The 25,004-nt window shown below is 62.5% G+C and carries 26 protein-coding genes; 11 read left to right on the top strand and 15 right to left on the bottom strand.

Annotated features, from left to right (window positions below; genetic code table 11):
* Positions 1-10: 10 nt before the first annotated feature.
* Both FAA86_RS04300 and xylF read right to left on the bottom strand, forming a co-directional pair.
* A complete protein-coding gene (locus FAA86_RS04300) occupies positions 11-1,324 on the bottom strand; it encodes a sugar ABC transporter permease (RefSeq protein ID WP_113461956.1) in 1,314 nt (437 codons plus the stop codon).
* Between the two features lie 245 nt (positions 1,325-1,569).
* Positions 1,570-2,610 (bottom strand): D-xylose ABC transporter substrate-binding protein, encoded by a 1,041-nt coding sequence (gene xylF / locus FAA86_RS04295; RefSeq protein ID WP_113461957.1) that lies wholly within the window; start codon positions 2,608-2,610, stop codon positions 1,570-1,572.
* Between the two features lie 237 nt (positions 2,611-2,847).
* Between xylF and FAA86_RS04290 the strand changes: the two genes are divergently transcribed.
* The 3 genes from FAA86_RS04290 (at position 2,848) to FAA86_RS04280 (ending at position 5,195) form a co-directional block, all read left to right on the top strand.
* A complete protein-coding gene (locus FAA86_RS04290; protein WP_167494887.1) occupies positions 2,848-4,059 on the top strand; it encodes an ROK family transcriptional regulator in 1,212 nt (403 codons plus the stop codon).
* 136 nt (positions 4,060-4,195) lie between these two features.
* On the top strand, positions 4,196-4,408 hold the full coding sequence (locus FAA86_RS04285) for a hypothetical protein (RefSeq protein WP_246034995.1): 213 nt from the start codon (positions 4,196-4,198) through the stop codon (positions 4,406-4,408).
* 88 nt (positions 4,409-4,496) lie between these two features.
* Positions 4,497-5,195 carry a haloacid dehalogenase type II gene (locus FAA86_RS04280; protein WP_136538524.1) on the top strand — a complete coding sequence of 233 codons (699 nt, stop codon included), beginning with the start codon at positions 4,497-4,499 and terminating at the stop codon, positions 5,193-5,195.
* Between the two features lie 53 nt (positions 5,196-5,248).
* On the opposite strand, the gene FAA86_RS04275 is transcribed toward FAA86_RS04280, so the two are convergent.
* On the bottom strand, positions 5,249-6,019 hold the full coding sequence (locus tag FAA86_RS04275) for an SDR family oxidoreductase (RefSeq protein WP_136538523.1): 771 nt from the start codon (positions 6,017-6,019) through the stop codon (positions 5,249-5,251).
* Between the two features lie 103 nt (positions 6,020-6,122).
* Here FAA86_RS04275 and FAA86_RS04270 point away from each other — a divergent pair, with 103 nt between their 5' ends.
* Both FAA86_RS04270 and tam read left to right on the top strand, forming a co-directional pair.
* The gene (locus tag FAA86_RS04270; protein WP_136538522.1) at positions 6,123-6,545 is read left to right on the top strand and encodes a winged helix-turn-helix transcriptional regulator; all 423 of its coding nucleotides are present in this window, start codon (positions 6,123-6,125) and stop codon (positions 6,543-6,545) included.
* Between the two features lie 37 nt (positions 6,546-6,582).
* Positions 6,583-7,353 (top strand): trans-aconitate 2-methyltransferase, encoded by a 771-nt coding sequence (gene tam, locus FAA86_RS04265; RefSeq protein ID WP_136538521.1) that lies wholly within the window; start codon positions 6,583-6,585, stop codon positions 7,351-7,353.
* 56 nt (positions 7,354-7,409) lie between these two features.
* On the opposite strand, the gene FAA86_RS04260 is transcribed toward tam, so the two are convergent.
* Complete coding sequence (locus FAA86_RS04260) at positions 7,410-8,015, bottom strand: YceI family protein (protein WP_136538520.1); 606 nt, start codon at positions 8,013-8,015, stop codon at positions 7,410-7,412.
* 11 nt (positions 8,016-8,026) lie between these two features.
* Entirely contained in the window at positions 8,027-8,737 is a 711-nt protein-coding gene (locus tag FAA86_RS04255) for a hemerythrin domain-containing protein (protein ID WP_136538519.1), read from the bottom strand.
* A 165-nt stretch (positions 8,738-8,902) separates the two neighbouring features.
* Between FAA86_RS04255 and FAA86_RS04250 the strand changes: the two genes are divergently transcribed.
* From FAA86_RS04250 to FAA86_RS04240, 3 genes are all read left to right on the top strand, one after another.
* The gene (locus tag FAA86_RS04250) at positions 8,903-9,391 is read left to right on the top strand and encodes a hypothetical protein (RefSeq protein WP_136538518.1); all 489 of its coding nucleotides are present in this window, start codon (positions 8,903-8,905) and stop codon (positions 9,389-9,391) included.
* The gene (locus FAA86_RS04245; RefSeq protein ID WP_136538517.1) at positions 9,388-10,722 is read left to right on the top strand and encodes a GAF domain-containing protein; all 1,335 of its coding nucleotides are present in this window, start codon (positions 9,388-9,390) and stop codon (positions 10,720-10,722) included. Before FAA86_RS04250 ends, FAA86_RS04245 begins: the two co-directional genes overlap by 4 nt.
* Before the next feature lie 152 nt (positions 10,723-10,874).
* Positions 10,875-11,123, top strand: a complete 249-nt coding sequence (locus FAA86_RS04240) for a DUF982 domain-containing protein (protein WP_113461966.1) — start codon at positions 10,875-10,877, stop codon at positions 11,121-11,123.
* 33 nt (positions 11,124-11,156) lie between these two features.
* On the opposite strand, the gene FAA86_RS24815 is transcribed toward FAA86_RS04240, so the two are convergent.
* The 3 genes from FAA86_RS24815 to FAA86_RS04220 all read right to left on the bottom strand — a co-directional run bounded on the left by FAA86_RS24815 (position 11,157) and on the right by FAA86_RS04220 (position 13,173).
* Positions 11,157-12,107, bottom strand: coding sequence for a hypothetical protein (locus FAA86_RS24815; RefSeq protein WP_183954579.1), 951 nt, complete (start codon positions 12,105-12,107; stop codon positions 11,157-11,159).
* Between the two features lie 142 nt (positions 12,108-12,249).
* Positions 12,250-12,690, bottom strand: coding sequence for a YqaA family protein (locus FAA86_RS04225; protein WP_136538993.1), 441 nt, complete (start codon positions 12,688-12,690; stop codon positions 12,250-12,252).
* A 177-nt stretch (positions 12,691-12,867) separates the two neighbouring features.
* On the bottom strand, positions 12,868-13,173 hold the full coding sequence (locus FAA86_RS04220; RefSeq protein WP_136538515.1) for a hypothetical protein: 306 nt from the start codon (positions 13,171-13,173) through the stop codon (positions 12,868-12,870).
* Positions 13,174-13,314: 141 nt separating this feature from the next.
* Here FAA86_RS04220 and FAA86_RS04215 point away from each other — a divergent pair, with 141 nt between their 5' ends.
* Positions 13,315-13,704, top strand: a complete 390-nt coding sequence (locus FAA86_RS04215; RefSeq protein ID WP_136538514.1) for a DUF1622 domain-containing protein — start codon at positions 13,315-13,317, stop codon at positions 13,702-13,704.
* A 49-nt stretch (positions 13,705-13,753) separates the two neighbouring features.
* Here FAA86_RS04215 and FAA86_RS04210 read toward each other — a convergent pair whose 3' ends face one another.
* Together FAA86_RS04210 and FAA86_RS04205 are read right to left on the bottom strand one after the other, a co-directional pair.
* Entirely contained in the window at positions 13,754-14,254 is a 501-nt protein-coding gene (locus tag FAA86_RS04210) for a DUF421 domain-containing protein (RefSeq protein ID WP_246034994.1), read from the bottom strand.
* Between the two features lie 38 nt (positions 14,255-14,292).
* The gene (locus tag FAA86_RS04205) at positions 14,293-14,553 is read right to left on the bottom strand and encodes a hypothetical protein (RefSeq protein ID WP_136538513.1); all 261 of its coding nucleotides are present in this window, start codon (positions 14,551-14,553) and stop codon (positions 14,293-14,295) included.
* Positions 14,554-14,732: 179 nt separating this feature from the next.
* Here FAA86_RS04205 and FAA86_RS04200 point away from each other — a divergent pair, with 179 nt between their 5' ends.
* Positions 14,733-16,277, top strand: a complete 1,545-nt coding sequence (locus FAA86_RS04200; protein WP_136538512.1) for a sensor histidine kinase — start codon at positions 14,733-14,735, stop codon at positions 16,275-16,277.
* Between the two features lie 28 nt (positions 16,278-16,305).
* Here FAA86_RS04200 and FAA86_RS04195 read toward each other — a convergent pair whose 3' ends face one another.
* The 5 genes from FAA86_RS04195 to FAA86_RS04175 form a co-directional block, all read right to left on the bottom strand.
* On the bottom strand, positions 16,306-17,994 hold the full coding sequence (locus FAA86_RS04195) for a methyl-accepting chemotaxis protein (protein ID WP_136538511.1): 1,689 nt from the start codon (positions 17,992-17,994) through the stop codon (positions 16,306-16,308).
* 292 nt (positions 17,995-18,286) lie between these two features.
* Positions 18,287-19,975: a methyl-accepting chemotaxis protein gene (locus FAA86_RS04190; protein ID WP_136538510.1), complete on the bottom strand. Its 1,689-nt coding sequence runs from the start codon at positions 19,973-19,975 to the stop codon at positions 18,287-18,289.
* A 345-nt stretch (positions 19,976-20,320) separates the two neighbouring features.
* Entirely contained in the window at positions 20,321-21,325 is a 1,005-nt protein-coding gene (locus tag FAA86_RS04185) for a hypothetical protein (RefSeq protein ID WP_136538509.1), read from the bottom strand.
* Positions 21,322-22,545, bottom strand: a complete 1,224-nt coding sequence (locus tag FAA86_RS04180) for a hypothetical protein (protein WP_136538508.1) — start codon at positions 22,543-22,545, stop codon at positions 21,322-21,324. The genes FAA86_RS04185 and FAA86_RS04180 overlap by 4 nt, the downstream gene beginning before the upstream one ends.
* Positions 22,546-22,773: 228 nt before the next feature.
* Positions 22,774-23,166, bottom strand: a complete 393-nt coding sequence (locus tag FAA86_RS04175) for a DUF937 domain-containing protein (protein WP_102021634.1) — start codon at positions 23,164-23,166, stop codon at positions 22,774-22,776.
* Between the two features lie 242 nt (positions 23,167-23,408).
* Between FAA86_RS04175 and FAA86_RS04170 the strand changes: the two genes are divergently transcribed.
* Entirely contained in the window at positions 23,409-24,968 is a 1,560-nt protein-coding gene (locus FAA86_RS04170) for a helicase HerA-like C-terminal domain-containing protein (protein WP_136538507.1), read from the top strand.
* Positions 24,969-25,004: the final 36 nt, after the last annotated feature.

Here is a 25,004-nt window from a genome sequence, read left to right as displayed (position 1 = left end):
TCAACTCCCCTTACTTCGCACGAGCGCGGTAGACGGTGTCGAGCCAGACCGCGACGACGAGCACGATACCGATGACGATGCTCTGGAGCGGTGTGTCGAGACCGAGCAGGACCATGCCCGAATTCAGTGATTGCATGACGATGGCGCCGAGCATGGCGCCGGCGATGGTGCCCACGCCGCCGGCAAGCGACGTGCCGCCGATGACGGCTGCGGCGATGGTGTAGAGTTCGTCGAGCGTGCCCTGGGCATTCGTCGCAGCATTCAGACGGGCGGTCGAGATGGCGGCGGCGATGGCGCAGAGGGCGCCCATCAGAGCGAAGAGCTTGACGGTGACCCACTTCACCTTGATGCCGGCGAGCTCAGCGGCTTCCGGGTTGCCGCCGATGGCGAAGACATAGCGGCCGAAGCGGGTGCGGTTGGTGATGAAGGCCATGACCATGGCGATGCCGATAGCGATCAGAACCGGGACGGCGATGCCGAGGCCAATCTGCAGGCCGCCTTCCGGCCAGGCGATGCCGTTTTCCTCGGCATAGCGGCGCGCGAGGTTGACCGGCATGTAATAGCTGTTGGCGACCCAGACGGCGCTGAGCACGGCGACGCAGCCGGAGGCCACCAGGAAATACTCCGCCCAGATCGGACGCAGCGGGAAGCCGAAGCGACGGCGTTGACGGCGGGTGTTGAGGATCGACAGCACGATCATCAGGCAGGCGACGATGCCGACGATCCAGCTGGCGGTCACGCCGATCGAACCATCCGCGCCACCGCCCATCAGACGGTAGGTGGTGTCCATCGGGGCAACGGTCGCGCCCGAGGTGACCATCCAGGCCGCGCCGCGCCAGACGAGCAGGCCACCGAGCGTGACGATGAAGGCGGGAACGCCGAGGAAGGCGATGATGGCGCCGTGCAGCGCACCGATGCAGGTGCCGACGAGGATGCCGGCCGACAGCGCGATGATCCACATCATCGGATGTTCGAAGCCGATGATCGGCGGCAGGATGCGAGCCTGCAGCACGGCCATGATCATGCCGACAAAGCCGAGGATCGAGCCGACCGACAGGTCGATGTTGCGGGTGACGATAACCAGGACCATGCCGGTTGCCATGACCGACACGGAGGCCGCCTGAACCGAGAGGTTCCAGAGGTTACGCGAGGTCAGGAACAGGCCGTTCGACAGGATGTCGAAGCCGACCCAGATCAGGCCGAGCGCGATGACCATGCCGAGCAGGCGCGTGTCGATCTCGGTGGCCTGGAAGAAGCGCTTGAGCGCTGAAACATTGGATGCCCGGGCACCATGCGCGGGTGTGGCTAGGCTGTGATCCGCCATACGAATAATTCTCCCCAGTCGTTTGTCGGCTTGCGAAGGGCACGCATCCGGCGTGCGGCTTGCGGGCATCGTGCCCGCCATGCGGATCGAGGCATCTCTCGTTCTTCGGCGGCTATGGAGTATGCGAAGGCTGGCCCCTTAAAGCCGTCCGCCGCGCTCCTGCCGCGATGCTCCCGATCAGTCGAAACGCCGCAGCGCAAAAGGCTGCGGCGTCCCGGCTCAAGCTCTAAAGGTCAGTCACGCGATCAGTTGCAGGCGGCAACCGAGCCGGCGGCAACGCCCTGGCATGCTTCTTCCTTGGAGATCCAGCCAGCGTCGATGACGACGTTGAGGTTTTCCTTGGTGATCGGCAGCGGAGCGATGAAGTAGGAGTTCATTTCGGTGCCCTTCGGGCCGCCGGAGAACTTCACGGTGCCTTCGATTTCGTCCATTGACTTGCCAGCGGCGAGTTCGTTGGCGATTTCGGCGGCCTTCTTGCCGAGTTCGCGGCTGTCCTTCCAGACAGACACGGTCTGCGTGCCGAGTGCGACGCGGTTCAGAGCGGCCTTGTCGCCGTCCTGACCGGAGACCGGAACGGAACCAGCGAGACCCTGGGCTTCGAGAGCGGCGACAACACCACCGGCCATGCCGTCGTTCGACGAAACAACAGCGTCAACGGCGTTGTTGTTGGCGGTCAGGAACTGCTCCATGTTCTTCTGGGCAGCTTCCGGCTTCCAGCCGTCGGTATAGGCTTCGCCGACGTTCTTGATCTTGCCCGAGTCAATGGCTTCCTTCAGCACTTCCATCTGACCGGAGTAGAGGAAGTCCGAGTTCGGGTCGGTCGAGGCGCCCTTGATGAAGACGTAGTTGCCTTCCGGCTTCACCTTGAACACTTCGCGGGCCTGCATGCGGCCGACTTCCTTGTTGTCGAAGGTGATGTAGTAGGCATCCGGGTTTTCGATCAGGCGGTCGTAGCCGACGACCGGGATACCTTCAGCGGTGGCCTTTTCGATGGCCGGGCCGATGGCTTCGGAATCCTGGGCCAGAACGATCAGAGCGTTTGCGCCCTGTGCGATCAGGCTTTCGATGTCGGTCAGCTGCTTGGCGGCAGACGTCTGAGCGTCGGCAGAGATGTACTTGTTGCCAGCGGCTTCAAGTGCTGCCTTGATCGCGGCTTCGTCGGTCTTCCAACGCTCTTCCTGGAAGTTCGACCAGGAAACGCCGACCGTCAGGCCTTCGGCGTTGGCGACAGAATGCAGGCTCACGATGACGGCAGTGGCTGCCATCAGCTTCATAACGGATTTCATTTTAAACCTCCCAAGGTGATAGCGGACCGTCGGAAGACCTCCCAACCTACGACCCGCTGCGAAACTGCCCTTACCCCATGGACCCCCGTCCAATGGTTTTTCTCGACAGTCGAGAAAATAACTGGCAGAAGATTCCCACCCTGTCAACACAGGCCGGAGGAGGCTTGCAAAGACAGTGACCAAATGCTTTGGGAGGAGCATGCGGTGGACCATACAAGAGCGGGCGACAGACCCATCATGACTGCCAGTCCGAGGGCGAGCACGGAGGCCGTTCGCCATCAGAACAACGGGCTGGTGCTCAAGGCGTTGCGGCGGGAGGGGCCGCTGGCGCATACCGATCTTTCCGCAGCGACGGGGCTCTCGTCCGCGACCGTTTCGGCAATTACCTCGCATCTCGAGAAAAATGGTTTGCTGGAACGGCGCGAAGTCGCCAATGCCGGCCAGCGCGGGCGTCCACGCGCGCTCTTCGCCCGCAAAAGAGACGCCGCGCACGTGATTGCCGTTCGCATCTCCTCGCATGCCGTTCAGTATTCCCTGGCCGACTATCGCGGCACGATGATCGACCGATTCGAGGAGGCGCGCGAACAGGGGCCGGAATCGCCGCGGCGCTTTCTTCAGGCGTTTCGTGCTGCCATCGAACGGCTGATCCAGCGCTCGCGGCTGCCGGCTGCCGCCATCTCCACAATCTCGATTTCGAGCAAGGGTCTGGTCGACCGCGACGGCGCCAGACTGCTCTGGTCGCCGGTCTTCGGCTATGAGGAGCTCGACTTCCAATCGGCACTGGCGGATTTCGCCGGCAGTCGGGTCCACCTCTTCAACGAGAGCCTGCTTGTGACCCATGCGCTGGCGCTGCGGCTGGAAAAGAACCGGGGCGCGCCGCTCGTCTCGCTCGCCACGCTGTCGCTCGGCCATTCGATCGGGCTCGGGATTGCCTATCGCGACCAGCATGGCGACCTCGAATTCCGGGCGCCGAATTTCGGCCATATGCTGCATGCCGATGACGGCAAGCGCTGCCGCTGTGGCGCGATCGGCTGCATCGAGGCTTCTGCCGGCTTCTACGGCATCCTGCGCATGGCGTTTGAAGTGCCGCCGGACACGATCCCGGCGAAATTCGTGCCGCTTCTCGAGATGGAGAAGATCGCAAGCCGTGCCCGCCAGGGCCACCGGGCATCTGAATATGCCTTCCGCCAGGCGGGACTTGCGCTCGGTCAGGGATTGTCGCGCATGCTGAGCCTAGCGGAAGAGACGATGCCGATCGCGATCACCGGTCCGGGCACGCGCTTCATGGATCTCCTGACCCGCGGACTGGACGAGGGATTGGCGCAATCGCAGCATGTGCGCGTGCGCGGCGCGCCGGAAATCCTGATCATCACCGAAGAAGAGACGCTGGTCTTCGAGGGGCATGTGGATCGGGCGCTGACGGAGATCGATCAGGATCTGGGTGGGTGAGTCGTGTGCGCGACCCTATGACGCCTTTAGATTTCCGATCGACCTTCAAAGTAAGCTCATGCATAGAAGCGCCTGATCCTGACGACCCTTCTGCGGGCACGGTCAGCACATTAGACGAGAGCTTGGAAAGACCCCGATGATCAAGATCATGGTATTGCTGCATGCGGCGGAAGGTCGGGAGTGGCAGACGCCGCCGAAGGGGACGAGCCTGAAGACGCTTTTCGAAGCGCAGGAACAGGGGCTGGTCGAGGTGCGCGGCGAGTTTCAGAAGCGGCAGTTCCGGCTGACGCAGCGCGGTTTTTCGATGGTAGAGCACGACCGGGGCAGACTGGCGGCGCGGCGGAGCTGATCTGCGCACGAAGGGGTGCCCGAACTGGTCACTCCGGCGCTTGAACCTGTGGTGACTGCGCCCTACCCTCCCTTGAGGAGGAGCTTTCATGACAGACGAGACCGCACCCCGTGAAGCTGGCGCCAGCGAGGCCAGGGCCTATGTTTTCGACGCCTATGGCACGCTGTTCGATGTGCATGCCGCCGTCCGGCGTCATGCGGCAGCGCTGGGGCCGGATGCACAGGCTTTTTCCGATCTCTGGCGGGTGAAGCAGCTCGAATATACCTGGGTGACGAGCCTTATGGGGCAGTACCGCGATTTCCAGGCGCTGACCGAGGATGCACTGGACTTCTGTTTCAGCCGGTTTCCCGGCGTCGACAAGGCTCTGCGGGGCGACCTTCTCGATGCCTATCGAAAGCTCGATTGTTTTCCCGAAGTGCCGGCCGTGCTTTATGCACTGCGCGAGAGCGGCGCCAAGATCGCGATCCTCTCCAATGGCACGAGGCGAATGCTCGACGAGGCCGTCGAGGCTGCCGGCATCGGGCATCTGCTCGACGACATCTTCTCTGTCGATGCGCTGAAGATCTACAAGACGGCGCCGGCGGCCTATGCGCTTGTCACCTCGACCTATCGGCTTGCCGCGCCCGATATCGCCTTCCAGTCCTCCAACCGCTGGGACATTGCCGGCGCCAAGGCTTTCGGCTTCACCTGTCAATGGATCAACCGAAGCAATGCACCGGAGGAATATGCGGCGTTTGCGCCCAACAAGGTGGTCGCATCACTCGATGGACTGCTCGGGTCTGCGTGAGCGGAGGCCGCACCGGAAGCGGCGCGGCCCTCTCTGCGGAACAGGCTGGCTGTTCAGGCTTTTGTTTCGCGCGCCTTGCGGGCGAAGTCGTTGATCGCGGCGAAGGTCTGATCGAAGCGGTTTTCGGCTTCTGCCTTGCGCAGGAACCCGACGCGCTCGACAAGGATTTCGGCTGGCGTGGGGTCCTTCGAAAAAAGGGACATGACTTCGTCGATGAAGGCATCGAGCGGCAGATAGCCCTCGCGGTTGGACTGACCGGGGGTCAGCTCGGTCTGGACGGCAGGCGGTGCGAGCTCGATGACCTCGATTGTGCCGTCGAGCGCCGCCCGCAGGCTCTGCGTATAGCTGTGGATCGCGGCCTTGGTGGCCGAATAGGTGGGTGTGTCCACCAACGGCACGAAGGCAAGCCCCGAGGAGACGTTGACGACGGCAGCGTTCGGACGCGCCGAGAGATGCTCGACCAGAGCATCGGTCAGTCGGATCGGGCCGAGCAGGTTGGTGGTGATGGTCGCTTCCGCGTCACCGAGGTCGCGGGATTTGTCGAGCACCTCGAAGCGCATGATGCCGGCATTGTTGATCAGCACATTGGTGTCGGGGAAGCGGGTGACGAGTTCTGCGGCGAAGCGCTTGATGGCGGCCGGATCCTCTATGTCGAGCACCAGAGCGTGCATGTTCGCCCGGTCGCCGATCGCTTCCTCCAGGGCTTCGCGCCGACGGCCCGCGATGATCACGGTGTTGCCGAGATCATGGAAGCGATGCGCGAGTGCTGCGCCAATGCCCGAGCCGCCGCCGGTGATGAGGATGGTGTTGCCTGTCATTTGCATGGGAAAACCTCATTGCTGTTGTGCTGACCTAAACTAGGCGCCATACTCTCCATAACGAAGTAGGCACCCAAAAGAATTATACTTACCGATTGGAGAGTGACTGATGAGCAAGGCGACTGCCGCGGCGGAACGCAAGCCTGAGACGGTCGGTTCCGCCTATCCGCCCGTCGATCCGGCGGTGGAAGCGCTGGTGCGCGACATCATCGGCAAGGTGGCGGACAAGTGGACCATGCTGATCCTGGAAGCGCTGGAGGAGCATGGCACGCTGCGCTTCACCCAGCTTGGGCGGACCGTCGGCGGCATCAGCCAGAAGATGCTGACCCAGACCGTTCGCCGCATGGAGGAGGACGGGCTGGTGAAGCGTACGGTGCATCCGGTGATCCCGCCGCGTGTCGACTATGAACTTACCCCCCTCGGGCAGAGCCTCGGCGAGGCCTTTTGTGGCGTCTGGCTCTGGGCCGAAGAGCATCGCGACGAGATCGAGCGGGCGCGGCGCGCGTTCGCCGAAGGTGGCCGCACGGCGTGATGACATCGCTCGGCATCAGATGCCGGAGGAGACGGATTTGGCCTGGAATGCGCAAGACTACCTGAAATTCGAAGACGAGCGGACGAGGCCGGCACGGGATCTGCTCGCGCGGGTGCCAATTGAGGCGGCCGAGCGGGTCATCGATCTCGGCTGCGGGCCGGGCAATTCGACGGAACAGCTCGTCGAGCGCTTCGGGCTCGGCGCCGTGAGCGGCCTCGACAGCGATGATGACATGCTGGAGAAGGCGCGTGCGCGGTTGCCGTTCACATCCTTCCTCAAGGCCGATCTTTCCACCTGGCGGCCTGACGCGCCGGCGAACCTGCTCTTTGCCAATGCGGTCTTCCAATGGGTGCCGGGCCATCTCGATGTGCTCGCCGATCTGATGCAGACACTGGCGCCGGGCGGCGTGCTGGCGGTGCAGATGCCCGACAATCTCGGGGAGCCAAGCCACAGGGCGATGGAGGAAACGGGGGCGGACGGGCCCTGGGCTCAAACGTTTGCCGATGGCCGGGTGCGGCGCCGGCCGCTGCCGAGCCCTGCCACCTATCTCGAACGTCTCCAGCCCCTGTCGAGCACAGTCGAGGTCTGGCACACGGTCTATTATCATCCGATGGCGAATGCGCAGGCGATCGTCGACTGGGTCGAGGGCACGGGTTTTCGCCCCTATCTGGCGGCTGTCGAACCGGGGCTGCGCGATGCGTTTCGCCGCGCCTATCTGACCCGCATCGACGCTGCCTATCCGCCGATGGCCGACGGGCGTCGGCTGCTTGCCTTTCCCCGTCTCTTCCTGATGGCTGTTCGCGCATAGAGGCCTCCGCAGGACCGTCGGATCCTGCGGAGGCCGTATTCGGGACGGGTTTCCGCTCAGCCTTCGAACGGCACGAATTCCGCCTCGATCATGACGTCGACGTCTTCGCCGAGTGCGGGCACGGCAAAGCCGAGGCCCCAATCGGTGCGGTGGACGACGCCCGTGGCGGAAAAGCCGAGCCTCGGCTTCTTGTCCATCGGGTGTTCGGCGACCGACCCATTGAACCGCACGTCGAGGCTTGCCGGATGGGTCTCGCCGCGGAAGGTCAGGTCACCCAGAACCGTCGCCGTCCCCTCCCCGGTCATGGTGATCGAGCGGGTCTTGAAGCTGATAGGCTTTGCCGCCAGGAAATCGGCATTGCCGCCGATCTTGCCGTCGAAATCCTCCACCTCGGGATGGGGACAGTCAGTCCTCACCGAGAGCGGATCGACGCTGACCGTCATTGTCGAGACTTCCGGTCGCTCGGCGTTCCAGTCGAGCCGCGCCTCCAGCCCGGTGAAGCGGGCCGTGTAGTTGGAGAGGCCGAAATGGCTGATCTTCCAGGTGAGGCTCGTATGGGCAGGGTCCGTGACATAGACCCCGGTCGGCGCAGTGTCGGCGGGTGCTGCCAGAACAACCGGAACCGGGGCGAGCAGAAAAAAAGCGAGTGCGATGCGATGCATGGTCGTACTCCTCAGGCTGCGATTTGCAGGCGGCCGGCGAGATCGCCGAAAGCCCTGGCGTTGAGCGCCGGCCGGACGGCAAACTCGATGACGGCATCGAAGACTTCCGGCGGCGCGCCCTTCTGCATGGCGCCAAGCATGGCGGCGCGCTCCTGTGGGTTCATGGCCGGGATCATGATGCGCATGAAGGCCATGTTCTTCTCCGGCGACAGCGACGAGACGATCCTGAGCTCGATGGCAAGCAGTTCCTCATCGGTGAACTGGCGCCAGAGGGCCGGTGCCGTCACCGTTTCCTCCTCATGCATGTGGCCGAGGTCTTCCGCGAGATAGGCCGCGAAAGCGAGATAGAGACGGCGGCCATTGGCGCGCCGATGCATGGGCCAGGATGTCTCCACGCCGCGGGCCAGCTTTTCGAGGTCCTCGAAGGCCTCCCGGTGATCGTCGTGCTGATGATCGACGGTGTCGGTTGCCACACCGCGCGCGGCGAGTGCCGAATGGATGTGATCATCCTCATGGCCGACATGGGCTGCGGCGAGCATCAGATAGGTGCGCAGCAGGCCGAGCACCTCTTCTGTTTCTGCGGCGTCATCGAAATCGGTTGCGCCGAGCCGGACCAGCAGGTCGCAGCCTGCCTTGCGCAGTCCCTTGTGGACGGCGCCATAGAGATCGTAACGATCGTTCAGATCAGGAACGGCTGTGATGGAATGATGCTGATGTGTCATGGTCTTTCCCTCATGTTTCTTTCGCCTGCCCCCTGGCCCGGCGAGAATGTCGAGGGGCATAGATCAGTCCCAAAAAAGGGGCTTCCTAAAACAATCCTAAGGCGTAGGCGCGATTGCTAAGACTATCCTAAGCGCATAATCTGCGGCCTTTCCGGAGGGCGAAAGGTGCTTGAATCCGAGGTGGCACAGTTCATCGAGGGCCAGGTGATGATCCTGGTGGCGACGCGCGACGACACGCACCGCCCGATGATCGGCCGCGGATCCGGCGCGCGCCATGACCGTGGCACCGGGCTCGTGCATGTACTGGTGTCGCGGAGCCAGTGGCCACGGGCGGCGGCCGAAGCCCGACCGGGCCGGCCCGTTTCTACCACCTTCGTTCAGGCCGACAATTACCGCTCCTGCCAGATCAAGGGGATCATTGCCGCATGCGGGCCGGCGGACGAGGCCGCGACGGCCTGGGGGCAGCATTATGTGCGCGCGCAACTCGCGCTGATGACGAGCCTCGGCGTCACCCGGCTGCAGCTTTCCAGCACGCTCTCGGACCAAGATCTCTTCCACATCTCCTTCCGGCCGACCGACGTCTTCGACCAGACACCGGGGCCCGGCGCCGGGCGACGGCTCGGCGATCTTTCGCTTGCGCGAGACCCTGCATGATCCCGCTCAGCCGCATCCGCGACAGTTTCGAAGGGGTCATCCCGTCCGTCATCGCCACGACCGATGCGGACGGCATGCCGAATGTCTCCTATCTCAGCCATGTGCATTACGTCGACGATCACCACGTGGCGCTGTCCAACCAGTTCTTCTCCAAGACGGCCCACAATGTTGCAAAGAATGGGCTTGCCACGGTCATGGTGGTGAACGGGCTGACCGGCGTCCAGCATATACTCGACCTCGTCTTCGATCGCTCCGAGACCGATGGCGAACTCTTCGACAAGCTGTCGGCGCATCTTGCGATCCTGGAACAGGGCATGGCGAGTGTCATGCGGCTGAAGGCGGCCGACATCTATCGGGTGACCGATTGCCGCGAGGTGCCGGCGCCGCATCCGCTGGAGGTCGCGCCTGAGCGCGATCCGCCCGACCTCATGGCTGCGACGTCGAAGCTCTCGCGGCTGCTCAGCCAGGCGGGCGACACGGAAAGCCTGCTCGACACGACGCTCGACGGTCTCGCTCACCTCTTCGGTGTCGGACATGCGATGGTGCTGGTGCCCGACGAAAGCGCCCGGCGGATGATCACCATCGGCAGCCATGGCTATGACCGCTTCGGCTTCGGGGCGGAGGTTCCGATCGGCGAAGGCATCATCGGTGTGTCCGCGGCGACCCGGCAGACCGTGCGCATCACGGATCTCAGCCGCGGGCGACGCTATGCGGAGGCGGTGCGCTCGATGGCAGGGCTGTCGCACGCCGACAGCATTCCCCTGCCCGCGCTTTCCATGCCCTATAGCCAGATCGCCGTGCCGCTGGTGGCGCATGGACGGCTCGTCGGGCTGCTGTTTGCCGAATCCGAGGCGCGCTTTGCCTTTCGCCACGGCCACGAGCAGGCCTTCGAGATCATCGCAGGGCAGCTTGCGCATGCCTTGCTGCTTGCCGAGCAGGAACGGGAGCGCCCCGCGCCCCGGCCAGCCGCAACCGCGGAACCGCAGGCGGCCGCGACGTCAGCCAAGATCTTCCGGCTGCGTTTTTATCCGCGCGACGGCTCGCTCTTCCTCGACGACGACTACCTGATCCGCGGCGTGCCGGGGCGGTTGCTGAAATATCTGATCGACGAATATCTGAAGAGCGGAAAGCAGGAGTTCTTGAACCGCGAGATCCGTCGCGAGGGCAGTCTGATGCTGCCTGATATCAAGGATAATCTGGAAACGCGGCTGATCCTGCTGCGTCGACGCCTTTCGGAAAAGGCAGGGCCGATCCGCCTTGTCAGCACTGAGCGCGGGCGCGTCAGGCTTGAGATCGACGGGAGACCGGTGGTCGAGGTGGTGGAGACGTGAGAGGCCTTTCTGCTGCCTTTGGGCGCGCTCAACGGTCTCTTTAGAAGGGTCACCGGAATCGGTGGTAGTTGCCGGCATTCTCGGCTAGGGAGACCGCCAGATGTGACCCCTGGGCTTTCGTGCCTTCCGGGACGAGACGAGGATGCAAGACAATGAGCAAGACCTGGAGCAAGCCTGTGATCCTGCACGGGATCGGCGAAGAGGGGGAGGATGTGGTGGTCGACAGCTCGCTCGGCGCATCCTGGGCGCTGATCGAGGATTGGCCGGAGGAAGACGGCGAGCAGCTGGACAAGGCGCTTCTCGTGCTTGCTGCCGTGGCGCAAGGCAAGGCCAAGGAAGAGGATGGCCGCAAGGCCCTGATCTCGGCGGCCATGGAGGCCGGGGTGAAGTTCACCGCCTGACCGCCATTCCACCTTAATCGAGGTCGGCTCGCATTATTGCGTTTCGCTCGGCGTAACCGCCGAGGCTGATGGGAGAAGAGCCGCTTCGTCTACAGGCTCGCCCACCGGCACCGGCTCTTCGACTACATCTGTGCCCGGATCGACCACGGGATCGGTGACCGTATCCGTTACGGGATCAGTGATCGGATCGAGCGGCGGTTCGACCGGCTCGGCCGCGGCGAGATCCTCACGGATTTCGTCGATCTTGCCGACGGCTGGACCAACGCCGAGAACATCTTTCGCCCAGGCAAGCGTATCATCGTCGATAACGGCTCCCGGCTTGGCCGCCGCCTCGAGCGCTGCCCGCAACGCCTCATCTCCCAAGGTCACATCTGTGGGCAGCGTGTCGATGCCGCTTGCAAGCTCGTATGTCGCATAGGTGACCGCATAGTCCCGGATCGCGCTCATACGCGGATCTGCCGAATTCAGATATGCGTGGTAGTTGCGATTGAGCGAGTTGAGGCCTGCCAGGTCAGCTTTCAGCGGGCGGATGTCCGGCTTGACCTTTGGAACAGATGCAAGCGTCGTCACAGGCTCAACCGGCGCAGCGAGCGGCTGCTTTTTGCCGGGGCGCATCGTCCGCTTTTCCGAAAGCTGCGTCTTGCCGGGCCGCTGGGCCTTGCCGGTGATGACGGCAAATGTCTCGGTCAGAAAATTGCCCCGACGGCCTTTTTCCTTACCCGTGGTGCTGGACCGGCCCCGGTCTGCAGCCTTGGCCTCCCGGGTTTCAGAGCCGCGATCCTTGCCGCCGCCCTTGCCACCACCATTGCCACCGCCGTTACCCCCTCCATTACCACCGCCGTTTCCGCCGCCTCCCCCGCCGCCTTTATCCTTGGCGAGGGCAACCGGCGCGCCGAACCCTGCGTCATCCGGGAGCGGTGCTATGGGAGCCGCGGTGAGTGCAAGGGTCAGCGTGGCCAGCGCGGCCAGATTCGAAATGTGCATGATGTTCCTCCAGACCGGTCAGAGATGCTCGGGTCGAGCGGCCTTCAGTGGGAAGTCTCGCAGGCAGGGGTGACGATCGCGTCAACACGTCCATTCGAATTTTAGCAGATTCTCTCGCGATGACACGCAGGCACAGATTGTATCAACCGATCACTCCCAGCGTGACGACCGCCAGCACGATGTAGCGGCCGGCTTTGGCCAGGGTGACCAGGGCGAGAAAGGTGAGGAAGGGTGTCTTCAGCACGCCGGCGACGACCGTCAGCGGATCGCCGATGATCGGGACCCAGGACAGGAGCAGCGACCAGACGCCGAAGCGGCGATACCAAGCTTCGGCGCGGGCGAGCTTTTCCGGCGAGACGGGAAACCATGGGCGATCGCGGAAATGTTCGATGAAGCGGCCGAGCAGCCAGTTGACCACCGAACCCAAGGCATTGCCGGTGGTGGCGACGAGGAGCAGCAAAAGCAGCGGCTGCTTGTCTGCCAGGATCAGGCCGACCAGAACGGCTTCCGACTGCGCCGGGACGATGGTCGCGGCGAGGAAGGCAGCCAGAAACAAGGCGAGATAGGCGGCAAGAGCGGTGATCACGCAGGCGATCTAGCGCGAGACCCGATCACACGCAATGCGACGTGTTTGCCGATGGCATGCCTGGGGACGTTGACCCCTGCGGGTCGCGCATCAAAAAGGCCGCCATGCATCCGGGGGACGATGCATGGCGGCCGCGGATGGCCCGGGGGGCGGCCATCGAAGCTTATGGACGTGTCAGACGACGCGGCGGGCGGCCTGTTCGATACGGTCGCTTTCTTGCGCCTCATCCGCATCGATCACGCGGCTCCCCTCAACGCGGGCGCCGGGTTCGAGGCCTTCAGGCCCATGCTCGCGCACCTGATGCGGGGCCGGCGTGGTGATGGCGCCGTGGTTCGGATCGTTGACGTCCTGGCCGCGTACGCCGTCTGCGTCAGCCGCCCGTTCGCTCGGGTCGCTGCGGGTGCTGCGCTCGCGCTTGGCATCGGCAATCAGCCGATCCAGCTCGTCTTCGGTCATGGCGCTCAGATCGAAATCCTGCATGTCGGTCTCCCTGTTTTGTCGTGAGAGGAGTGTTCGCAGCTTCAACGCGCGAGTGGACGAAAGGTGCCGTCGCTCAAAAATCTTCCTTGCAACCGATCGCGGCGGCACACGTTGCCCCCTTTGAGACAAGGAGGGGCCCCCATGGAATTTGCCAGCATCATGCATGTCATCACCCGGCTGATCGAAGCCGTCGGTGTTGCGGTGATCGTCATCGGGATTGCGATTGCCGGCTGGCGCTACCTGACGGCGCCGCGCAGCTTGTCCTCCTATGGCAACCTGCGGGCCGACATGGGCCGGGCGATCCTTCTCGGGCTCGAGCTGATGGTGGCCGGCGACATCATCAACACCGTGGCGGTGGAGCCGAGCCTCAACTCGGTGCTGGTGCTCGGTGTGATCGTTCTGATCCGAACCTTCCTTAGCCTGTCGCTGGAGGTGGAGATTTCCGGCCGCTGGCCCTGGCAGGGTAAGCGCGGCGAAGAGTCGGTGAACCGCAGCAAGACGGGTCCGTCGGCGGACGAGGGTGTCGTTTGAGACTTGCCTGCTTCGCCAGCCGTGCAGAGCTGGTGCAGGATCGCTTAAGTTAGCCCTTGATGATGCTCAGCGTGCCATCGCTTTCCAGAACGACGGCCTCGACCTCGTCCAGACCCTGGCTGCCATTGGAGCGCACGGCGCTCATGATCTCGTCTTCGGTGATGCGCTGGCGCATCATGGCATCGTGGCAAAAACTGCCGCTGCGCACGATAAGGGTGGGCTCCGAGCGAATGAGCTTGGCGACGCTGTTCGATCGCACTGAGGCGAAGGTGACAAGATACTGGAGCAGGATGAGCAGACCGAGTGCTGTCGCGCCTTCTGCAAGCGCGATCGATTCCTGCAGCAGGATGGCCGAGAGCGTCGACCCCAGCGCCACGGTGACCACGAGGTCGAAGGCATTGAGCTTCGACAGGGTTCGCTTGCCGGAGATGCGCAGGAACAGGACGAGGGTGACGTAAGCGAGCGTTCCGACCAGCAGGGTCCGTGCGATACCCGGCCATCCCTGGAACAGCATGTTCTGCCAGTCCATCTCGTCTTCCCCCTCATGCATGAAGGCCGCCTCACCGGCGGCCTGGATTGCTTTCGAGCTTAGCGCTCCGGATTGTCGGCATTGGCCATCGGCGACGGGCGACCGTCCAGGCCGTCTTCGCCCTGGCGCTGGTCGATGTCTTCCATGTCCTGGTCGACCAGATAGGTGTCGGAGGCGCCGAGGCGGCTTGCCTCGCGCACAGCATCATGGCTTGTGGCATCCACGGAAGCCTCGAGCGTTTCATCGACGCGCTCCCGGCTCTTGCCGTCGCTCAGCTTGCGCACGCCGTTTTCGCGGTGGTTCATGGCACTCTCTGTCATCGTCATTCTCCGGTCTTGCTTGGGTCTCCCTTCCCCAACGGCATGGCCGGGCAGATCGTTCCGAAACGCTGAACGAGAAGTGGCGTCCAGTATCGCTCCGCGTGTTGCCAAGGCGGCTTCAACCTGCTCTAAACGAACAGCCTTGAACAATTGAACGCATCTGCAAAAGGACACGTGGCTTGACTGTCTGGGGTCCCGATATTGTCTTGCGCTGGTTTCGGACGATCCAGATCGGGGGCATCTTGCTGCCGGTGCTGGGCTGCCTGATCTGGGGCGGCATCGCGTTCCAGGACCAGCAGGCGATTGCCACCGACCATGCCGTCGATACGGTGACGCTGGTGCGGCAATATTCGCAGCGGATGTTCGACACCGAACTCATCAAGCACGGCGCGGCGCGCAGCCGGGCCAATGGCGAGACGGCGGAGTTCCTGCAGTCGGAGGCCTTTCACAGCTTCCTGGCGGGGCTCGATGGGCGGATGCCCGACAATTTCGGCATGGTGGTGGTGAGCAATGAGGGGCGCATGGTCGCCTCCAGCCGCCGCTTCCCCGTCGACATGGAGATGGGCCAGCGCGACTATATCGATGCCATCACCGGCGGAGCGGACCTTTTTGTCGACCGCATAAAGCTCGAGCCCGGCGGGGAAGATGCGCTGATCGTCACAAGCCCCTTCGTGACGAACGATTTTCGCGGCATGATCGTCTCCTCGATCGCAACCGATACGGCCCGCACCTTCCTGCGCTCGGTGGCGGCGCGCAGCGGCGAGGCGGCGTCGCTGATGCGCAATGACGGCAAGCTTCTCGTGCGGCAGGAGCCGGGCGAAGCGATCACACTGCCAGCCGACACGCCGGCGCGGCAGCACATGGCCGCAGCCAATGAAGGGGTCTACGAGGCGCTCGCCGTTTCCGACGGCATCCGCCGCATCTATGCCTTCAGCCGGCTGGGAGGGGTTCCGCTCGTGGCCAATTTCGGCGTGCCCACGGGGGATGTGCTTTCCGCGACGGTGCGCAGCGCCTTTCCCGTCTGGCTGCTGATGCTCGCCATGGGCGGCTTCACCCTGGCTGCAACCTTTCTTGCCCGGCGCAGCATGCTCGTTCAGCGGGAGGCCGATATCCGGGCGCTGAAACTTGCCGAAGCGGAAAGCCTGGCGCAGCAGCGGGCGGAGCTGGTGCGCGAGATGAACCACCGGGTGAAGAACAATCTGGCGCTGGTGACCAGCCTGATCAGCATTCAGGCGCGCCGCGGCAGCTTCGACGCCAAGGATCTGCAGAGCCGGGTTCGGGCGCTGTCGGAGGTGCATGATCTGCTCTACCGCTCGAACCACGGCGAAAACATCGATCTCGGTGATCTCCTGGCCCGCGCCTGCGATCCGGCGACCCTCGTTCCGGAGGATCGCGGCATCACGCTCGTGGCGTCACTGGCCGAGGGCATCCTGATCTCGGCCGACCGTGCCTCGCCGCTTGCGCTTGCGACGCTCGAACTGATCACCAATGCCGTCAAGCATGCCTTTGCCGAACGTGAGGGCGGCACGATCCAGCTGACCCTGGTCCGGCTCGGCGATGAAGAAGCGCAGCTCACCGTCGATGATGACGGGATCGGCATTCCCGACGACACGACCCGGCGCTCAGGCACCAGTCTGGTCGATGCCTTCGTCGCCCAGGTGGGCGGCGAGATGCGCCGGGAAGTGGATGGTGGCACGCGATACGTGATCCGCTTCAGGCTGTGACGGGCGGTTGCGCCTGAGGCGCGCGCCTTTAAGCCGCCCGGTTCACCGGATGCGGTATCGAACCGTTCTTGGCGATCGAGGTCTGGAAGCGTGAAATCATCGCGTAGAGCTCGCGGGCACTTTCGGCAAGCGCTGCGGCCGTAGCACTGGCCTCCTCCACTGTTGCCGCGCTTTGCTGCGTGACCTTGTCCAGCGTATTGATGGCGCTGTTGATCTCACCGATCCCTTGCGCCTGCTCGCGGGCGGCCACGGCGATGGCATCCACGTTCCCGTCGATTTCCTGGACCTGATTGACGATGGATTGCAGTGCTTGTCCCGTCTTGTCGACAAGGGAGACGCCATGCTGGACAGCGCCGGACGCCTTTGCGATCAGACCCTTGATATCCTTTGCAGCACTGGCGGAGCGCTGCGCCAGTTCGCGGACTTCCTGGGCAACGACCGCGAACCCCTTCCCGGCTTCGCCCGCGCGTGCCGCTTCGACACCGGCATTGAGCGCAAGCAAGTTCGTCTGGAAGGCGATCTCGTCGATCACGCCGATGATGTTCTCGATTTCCTTCGATGAGCTTGCAATTTCGTCCATGGCAGACGTGGCCTGCTTGACGACGAGACCGGAGCCCTCCGCATTGGAGCGCATATCGCCCACCAACTGCATGGTTGCCTGCGTGCGTTTCGTGGTGTCCTTGATCGTCGTCGTGATCTCGTCGATTGCGGCGGCCGTTTCCTCTACCGTCGCCGCCTGACGCTCACCGTTTGTGGCGATGCCGTTGGCGACATCGTTGATCACCGTTGCATTTGCAGACAGAGCCTCCACGGCGCGAACGATACTGCTCAGGGTCTTGTCGAGCGCTTCTGCAGCGGTGTTGACGTCCACTCGGGTCTTTTCCAGGACCGAATCCAGCGGATCGGTGAGGCGTACGGTCAAATCACCTTCGGCAAGCCTCTTGATTGCCGCGCCGATCATTTTCACCGCGTGCATGCGACCGCTGATGTCGGTCGCCACCTTGATCACGCGGTAAACCTTGCCACGGGAATTATAGACCGGCGTGTAAGCTGCCTGGATCCAGACTTCACGGCCTCCTTTGCCGAGACGCAAGAAATTCGCTGAATTGAAGTGCCCCGCGCGAAGATTTTCCCAAAACTGCGCGTATTCCGATGTCTCGCGATACATGGGCTCGCAGAACATGCGATGATGTTGGCCGACGACCTCCGAACGATCGTATCCCATGGCCTTGAGGAAGTTGTCGTTGGCCTCGACGATTGTGCCGTCGGGTTCGAACTCGATAATCGCCTGGGATTGATCGATGGCGCGCAGTCGGTTGTTGTCGTGTAGCGCGACGATCTTGGTGGGAGTGATGTCGGACGCGATTTTCAGAATTCGAACCACGCGGCCACCATGGAAGACCGGGTTGTACGCCGCTTCAATCCAAACGTCTTCACCGGCCTTGCTTTGACGACGAAACTGACCGGATTGGGTCTTTCCTGCCGCGAGGTCTGACCAAAAGCGCTGATACTCGGGAGCGCTGCGGATGGCCTTTTCGCAGAAGATGCGATGATGCTTGCCCACGATTTCGTCCAGGCGGTAGCCGAGCGTCTTCAGAAAGTTTTCGTTCGCATCCAGGATGGTGCCATCAGGCTTGAACCAGATCATGGCCTGAGCGTTCGAGAGCGCTCTCATGTCATCGGCATATTTGGCAGTGCGCAGGAAATCAGTGAGCATATTCGAAACCTCTTGACGAGCGGCGAACACAGATAATCACCCGAACATTAAAGTTTGCTAAACTCTTCAGGATCGACTGCTAAAATTGATAAACGCCAAGGATGTGTACACCAGCCCGCGCAACCCGGCTCCGCGAGATGCGCCTACACCAAGTCTCAGTTCGAAGACGTTGCCATGTCAAAGCGGTGGATCGCCGGGCGTGGGCAGGCGATCCTCCTATGGGCCAATGTCAGAGACGGAATCGTCTAAGGACGAACCTCTTGTCTCGACTGACTGGCCAGCGGCGCGCCCCTTACGCCGCCCGGTTCACCGGATGCGGGACGGCTCCGTTCTTGCAGACGGTTGTCTGGAAGCGGGAGACCAGCGCGTAGAGATCGCGGGCGCCTTCGGCGAGCGAGGTTGCGGCAGCGCTCGCTTCCTCGACGGTCGCGGCACTCTGCTGCGTTACCTTGTCCAGCATGTTGATCGAACTGTTGATCTCGCCAATGCCCTGCGCCTGATCGCGCGCGGAGATCGAGATCGCGTCGACATTGGTGTCGATCTCCTGCACCTGGTTGACGATCGACTGCAGGGCGTGGCCCGTCTTGTCGACCAGGGTGACGCCATGGCGCACGGCATCCGCAGATTTCGCGATCAGCCCCTTGATGTCCTTGGCAGCACTGGCCGACCGCTGCGCAAGTTCGCGCACCTCCTGGGCCACGACCGCAAAACCCTTGCCGGCTTCGCCCGCACGGGCCGCTTCGACACCCGCATTGAGCGCCAGAAGGTTGGTCTGGAAGGCGATCTCATCGATGACGCCGATGATGTTTTCGATCTCGCGCGAGGAGCCGGCGATCTCGTCCATGGCTGATGTCGCCTGGGTGACAACCGTGCCGGAGGCCTCCGCATTGGCGCGGGTCTCGCTGACGAGGCGCGTTGTGGCATGGGTGCGGCTGCTCGTGTCCTTGACGGTCCGGTTGATCTCTTCAAGCGCTGCTGCGGTTTCCTCGACGGTCGCGGCCTGGCGCTCGCCGTTTGCGGCAATGCTGTTGGAGACGTCGCTGATGACGGCGGCATTTTCCGACAGCGCCTGGGCGGCGCGCACGATGCCGGCCATGGTTTCGTCCAGCGCCTGGGCGGCGGTGTTGACGTCGAGCCGGGTGTTTTCAAGCACCGGGTCGAGAACTTCGGTGAGACGCAGGGTGAGATCACCCTCGGCGAGCCGCTTGATCGCCTGGCCGATGATCTTCACCGCCCGCATGCGCTGGCTGATGTCGGTTGCGACCTTGATCACCTTGTAGACCTTGCCGCGGGAATTGAAGACCGGCGTGTAGGCGGCCTGGATCCAGACCTCACGCCCACCCTTGCCGTAGCGCACGAAATTGGACGAAATGAATTCGCCGCCGCGCAGCCGCTCCCAGAAGCCTGCATATTCGGAGGTCTCGATATAAGAGGGGTCGCAGAACATGCGGTGGTGCTTGCCGATGATCTCGGCCCGCTCATAGCCCATGGCTTTCAGGAAATTCTCATTGGCTTCGACGATCGTGCCATCGGTTTCGAATTCGATGATCGCCTGGGACTGGTCGATCGCTCTCAAGCGGTTGCCGTCATGCAGCGAGGCGATCTTGCTTGCGGTGATGTCGGAGGCGATCTTCAGGATGCGGACCACGCGGCCGCCGCTGAAGACCGGATTGTAGGTCGCCTCGATCCAGACATCGTCGCCGGCCTTGCTCAATCGGCGGAACTGGCCGCTCTGGAACCTGCCGGCGGCGAGATCCGACCAGAAGCGCTGATAATCCGGCGAGGTGCGGATCGCTTCCTCACAGAACATCCGGTGATGCTTTCCGACGATCTCATCGAGCGTATAGCCGAGCGTCGTCAGGAAGTTCTCGTTGGCATGAAGAATGGTGCCATCCGGACTGAAGGAAATCATGGCCTGGGCCGTCGAAATCGCTTTCATATCATCGGCAAGTTTATTCGCGTTCAGGTAGTTCGACAGCATGAGAGCCCCTCGGCACAAGACAATGCCTTCATCAAGCCTGCGTTGTGTTAACGACTGCTAAAGCGACTTGGCCGTTTGGCAAAAATAACAAACGTCAAACGGGAAAAATGCCGTTTGCATCCAAAATTGGTTGAAGCCGAAAACAGCCGATGCCCCTGCGAGAAAGGGGCACCCCCATTTTTGAGGAGGCTGAATTTCGCCTCTCAAACAGTGTCGAGCTTCGGTGTTCGTCACGTGTCCCGTGGTTGCAGGGATGGAACAAGAGCGGCTTGGAGATTGGAAAAAAGAAACCGCCGGATTTGCACCCGGCGGTTGATCGAGGTTTTGCTGTGGCTGGACGGAGCGCTAGTCGTCGCGGCGGATCATGCCGGAGATGGAAGCGGCAACGATGGCAGTAACTCCCCAGCCCGCAATGATGAAGAGTTTCTGCAGATAAAAGAGCCACCAACCCCAGGGCCCGCGACTGGTCGAGGGAGCCCAGGCAGCTGTCTGGCCGAGATTAAGAACCGGAACGACAACATCAACCCCATAGGCGAGCGCGTTGAAGGTCTCATAGTCACGACCTGGGCCCGCCCCTTCGCCCGTCTGCCGATTTGGGCCATTAGACCAATCGGCAGCCGGTGTGGCGGATGGTGGGCGCTCGGTCGTACCTTCTGTATAGGCCTTCCAGTCAGCTGAGGTAAGAATGACATCAGAATTGGGCGCGAAATCGCCTTGCTTCCAGGTAATGTGCGAAAGAATGGCCATAGCGGCGACGAGGGTGAGCAGCGGCCCGAAGCTGAGCCATGGCTTGTAGCCGTATCCAGTAATCCTTCGGCTGAGCTTGTCCCAGAACCAATTCAACCCAAACTTCAGCCAAGGCAACAAAAAGAAATCGATGTATCTCCGACGAACATACTTTAACCACGGCAGGATAGTTCTCAACGGGGGAGGACTACCGCTATGGAGCTCCTTTGTTGCGCTGCAGATCGATGTTCTCACCGCCTTGCGCTGCTCCTTTTCTTTTTCGATCAAGATTTCACGGGCTTCATGGCGATGGCCCGTTTCGCGGTAGAATTTGGCAAGTTGCTGGTAGGGTTGGGGGTGGAATTGGCCGATAAATTTGGCCCCCTTCTTGAGCCAAAGTTTACGGGAGGGGAGATCATGGGGGCCGGCGAGATCCTCATAAGTCATACCAACCAGACTCAATGAAAACACCTCGTTCCAGCTTTGCTCGTCATCCACAAGATCGCCGAGATGCGCAGTATTGAGGTCTATCCTCCCAACAACGATTTTTAGCTGCCGCCAGTAAAGACCCTCCCTAACGACGATACGCTGGGCGTTCAGGGCATAGCCGTTGCCGCCATTCAACTCGGCACCGTGGAATGAGAGTTGACCATCGATCTCCGCGCCGGGAAACGAGACCTCGCCTGTGCTTTTAAAATTGTCGAGGAACGCGTCCCCCTGATGGTGGCGCTCTGCGCATTGAAGGCGTTGCCTTCGCCTCCATCCAACTCGGCCTCCTTCACCGAGAGGACAGCGCCGATTTCACTACCGGCGAACGAGACCTCGCCAACGCTCTTCAAATTCTCAAGGAAGGCACCGCCTCTGATCGTGGCGCTCTGAGCAGTCAGGGCAAAGCCCTCGCCGCCATTCAACTTGGCGCCTTTCGCCGAGAGGATAGCGCCGATTTCACTACCGGCAAACGAGACCCCGCCAGTGCTCTTCAGATTGTCGAGGAAGGCGCTGCCCCTGATCCTGGCGCTCTGAGCATTCAGGGCAAAGCCCTCGCCGCCAATCAACTCGGCGCCTCTCGCCGAGAGGATAGCGCCGATTTCACTACCGGCAAACGAGACCCCGCCAGTGCTCTTCAGATTGTCGAGGAAGGCGCCGCCCCTGATCGTGGCGCTCTGAGCATTCAGGGCAAAGCCCTCGCCGCCAATCAACTCGGCGCCTTTCGCCGAGAGTTGACCACCGATATCGGCGCCGGCAACCGAGACCTCACCGGTGCTCTTCAAATTCTGGAGGAAGACCCCTCCCCTTATCATTGCACTCTGCGCATTCAGGGCGCTATCCTGCTCGCCATTCAACTCTGCATCACTACATGAGAATTGACCACCAATCTCGGCTCCGCCGAATGACACGGGGCCCGTGCTCTTCGCTTCGTCAAGGAGGACATGGCCCCTGATCCTGACGCCCTCCGCATTGAGACCGACCAGGCTGCTGCCATTGAGTACCAACCGATCGAAAGACGCCTCACTCGCCAAGAAGGGTTCGGCGAAAGTGGAATTGCTTAAATGAACAGCGCCCTTGGCTCGTGCAAAACTCAGATCGAGCTTGCCAACGATCCATGCGCCATCCACCAGCACACCCATCTCATGCACCCTGCATTGATCGCAGCCGCCGAGTATAAGGTAGCGCAGCAGGTCCGCGCGGATAGTGCGTGCTTTGCTCGAGCGCTTAGGTCGGGTCCCACTACCGAGGATGGTCAGTTCGCCGCGGATGCAGTTGTCGATCACTTTCTTCTCGGCGGGGTTTAAGGCGGCGTTGCCCTTGAGGCTTTGAATATCGGCATAGGTTCGGATCAGCATGGTCGCCCCAGGTTTTCAATGTAATCGTAACACTAGCTGAGGGCTTTCTCATCTGCAACCATAGGGCGGCCAAGCGCTCGCGACTCCCCTCACCCGGCCTCCGCTTCGCTCGGCCACCCTCTCCCCGCAGGCGGGGAGAGGAGGAGCGGCTGGCGCTCTGCCTGCAAGACGCAAAAAAGCCGCCAGGTTGCCCCGGCGGCTTTGTCATTTCAAACCTTGCAATTCGTCTCAGACGAACTGGCTCAGGCCCGGGACCGAGGCCACAACCTCGTCCACCACGTCGGCGCCGGCGTATTCGCGGGCGACCGCCATGGTTTCCTTGGCGAGCGTCGAGATTTCACCCATGCCGAGACCCTGGGACATCAGCTGCTGGCCGAGGCCCATGATGCCGCCGCCGCCGATGGCGCTCATCAGGCCGCCGAGGAGACCGCCGCCGCCGGCGCCTTCGCCATTGTGCTTGGCAACGAGTTCGGCTGCACCGGGGATCGCTTCGATCATGCGGGCGACCGGACCGTCTGCTGCTTCGCGCTGCAGGAAGCCGAGCATCATGCCGAGGGCCGTTTCGGCCTTGTCCGGGGAAATACCAACGTTATCGGCGATGCGGGTGACGATTTCGCTCATCTACAGAGTCCTCCTGAGGCGATTTTTGACGTTAACGTCAACGTAATGGATGTTGTTTCCGAACTCAAGCACCGGTGGCCTCGAGCCCCTGAAAATTGCGGGGACGAAAGGTGCTGTCCGTCCTTCGATGCCGCCCACGAATTGAACCGCATCATGGCGGGTCATCCGACCGTTGTCGATGTCTCACACTCCTCCTATAAGAACAAGCTGAAGTCCTGATGACGAATGGGAGACAGGTCCGCATGCTGCAAGAAGGTTCGCTCTATCTCGGCACCAGCCGCAATCCGGACGACAGCCTGAACAAGGCGGAATATCTGGCGCTGAAATATGGCAACCGCCACGGCATCGTGACCGGCGCGACCGGCACCGGCAAGACCGTGACGCTGCAGGTGCTGGCCGAAAGCTTTTCCGAGGCCGGCGTTCCCGTCTTTGCCGCCGACATCAAGGGCGATCTCTCCGGCATTGCGGCCATGGGCGAACCGAAAGACTGGATTACCCAGCGGGCGGAGCAGATCGGCTTCACCGATTATGCGCCGGCGGAGTTTCCCGTCATCTTCTGGGACATCTATGGCGAAAAGGGCCACCGGGTGCGCACCACGGTGGCCGAGATGGGCCCGCTGCTGCTCTCACGCCTGATGAATGCCTCGGAGGCGCAGGAAGGCGCGCTCAACATCGCCTTCAAGATTGCCGATCAGGGCGGCTTGCCGCTGATGGACCTGAAGGATCTGCAGGCGCTTTTGACCTACATGGCCGAACATGCGACCGAGCTTTCCAGCCAGTTCGGCCTGATCTCCAAGGCCTCGATCGCGACGCTGCAGCGGGGTCTGCTGATCCTAGAACAGCAGGGGGCACAGAATTTCTTCGGCGAGCCGGCGCTGGCCGTGACCGACATCATGCGCACCACCCATGACGGGCGCGGCGCGATCTCGATCCTTGCCGCCGACAAGCTGATGATGAACCCGCGTCTTTACGCGACCTTCCTGCTGTGGCTGCTCTCCGAACTCTTCGAGGAGCTGCCGGAAGTGGGCGATCTCGACAAGCCGAAGCTCGTCTTCTTCTTCGACGAGGCGCATCTGCTCTTCAACGACGCGCCGAAGGTGCTGATCGAGCGGGTCGAGCAGGTGGTGCGGCTCATTCGCTCCAAGGGAGTGGGCGTCTATTTCGTCACGCAGAACCCGCTTGACGTGCCGGAGACCGTGCTCGCCCAGCTCGGCAACCGCGTGCAGCATGCGCTCAGAGCCTATACCCCGCGCGAGCAGAAGGCGGTGAAGACGGCGGCCGATACCTTCCGCCCCAACCCGGCCTTCGACTGTGCCACTGCGATCACCCAGCTCGGCATCGGCGAGGCGCTGGTCTCGACGCTGGAGGCCAAGGGTATCCCCTCCATGGTCGAGCGCACGCTGATCCGCCCGCCTTCGGGTCGCGTCGGGCCGCTCAGTGACGCCGAACGGCAGAAGGTGATGGGTCTGAGCCCCGTTGCCGGCCAATACGACATCGATCTCGATTCGGAATCGGCCTACGAGATCCTGACGGCGCGGGCAAAGAAGGCGGCGGAGGCGGAAGCGGCAAAGCGCGCAGCGGAGGAAAAGGCCGCCGGCGGCGACAGCGCGGCCGGCCGCTGGACATTGCCCGGCTTTGGCGACGAGCCCGCGGAAACGACGAGCGGGCGGACGACGAAGCGGAGCTCCGGTTACCAACGCGAAACGGTGATCGAGGCGGCGATGAAGAGCGCGGCGCGTTCGGTCGCGACTTCGGTGGGCCGGGCGCTGGTGCGGGGGATCCTCGGCAGCCTCCGGCGCTGAGGTTTCAATTTTGCGACAAAACACAAGAACTGAGTG

Source organism: Rhizobium rosettiformans W3, assembly GCF_004912135.1.
Taxonomy (GTDB): Bacteria; Pseudomonadota; Alphaproteobacteria; order Rhizobiales; family Rhizobiaceae; genus Allorhizobium; species Allorhizobium rosettiformans.
This window is presented reverse-complemented; position numbering and strand designations above follow the sequence as displayed.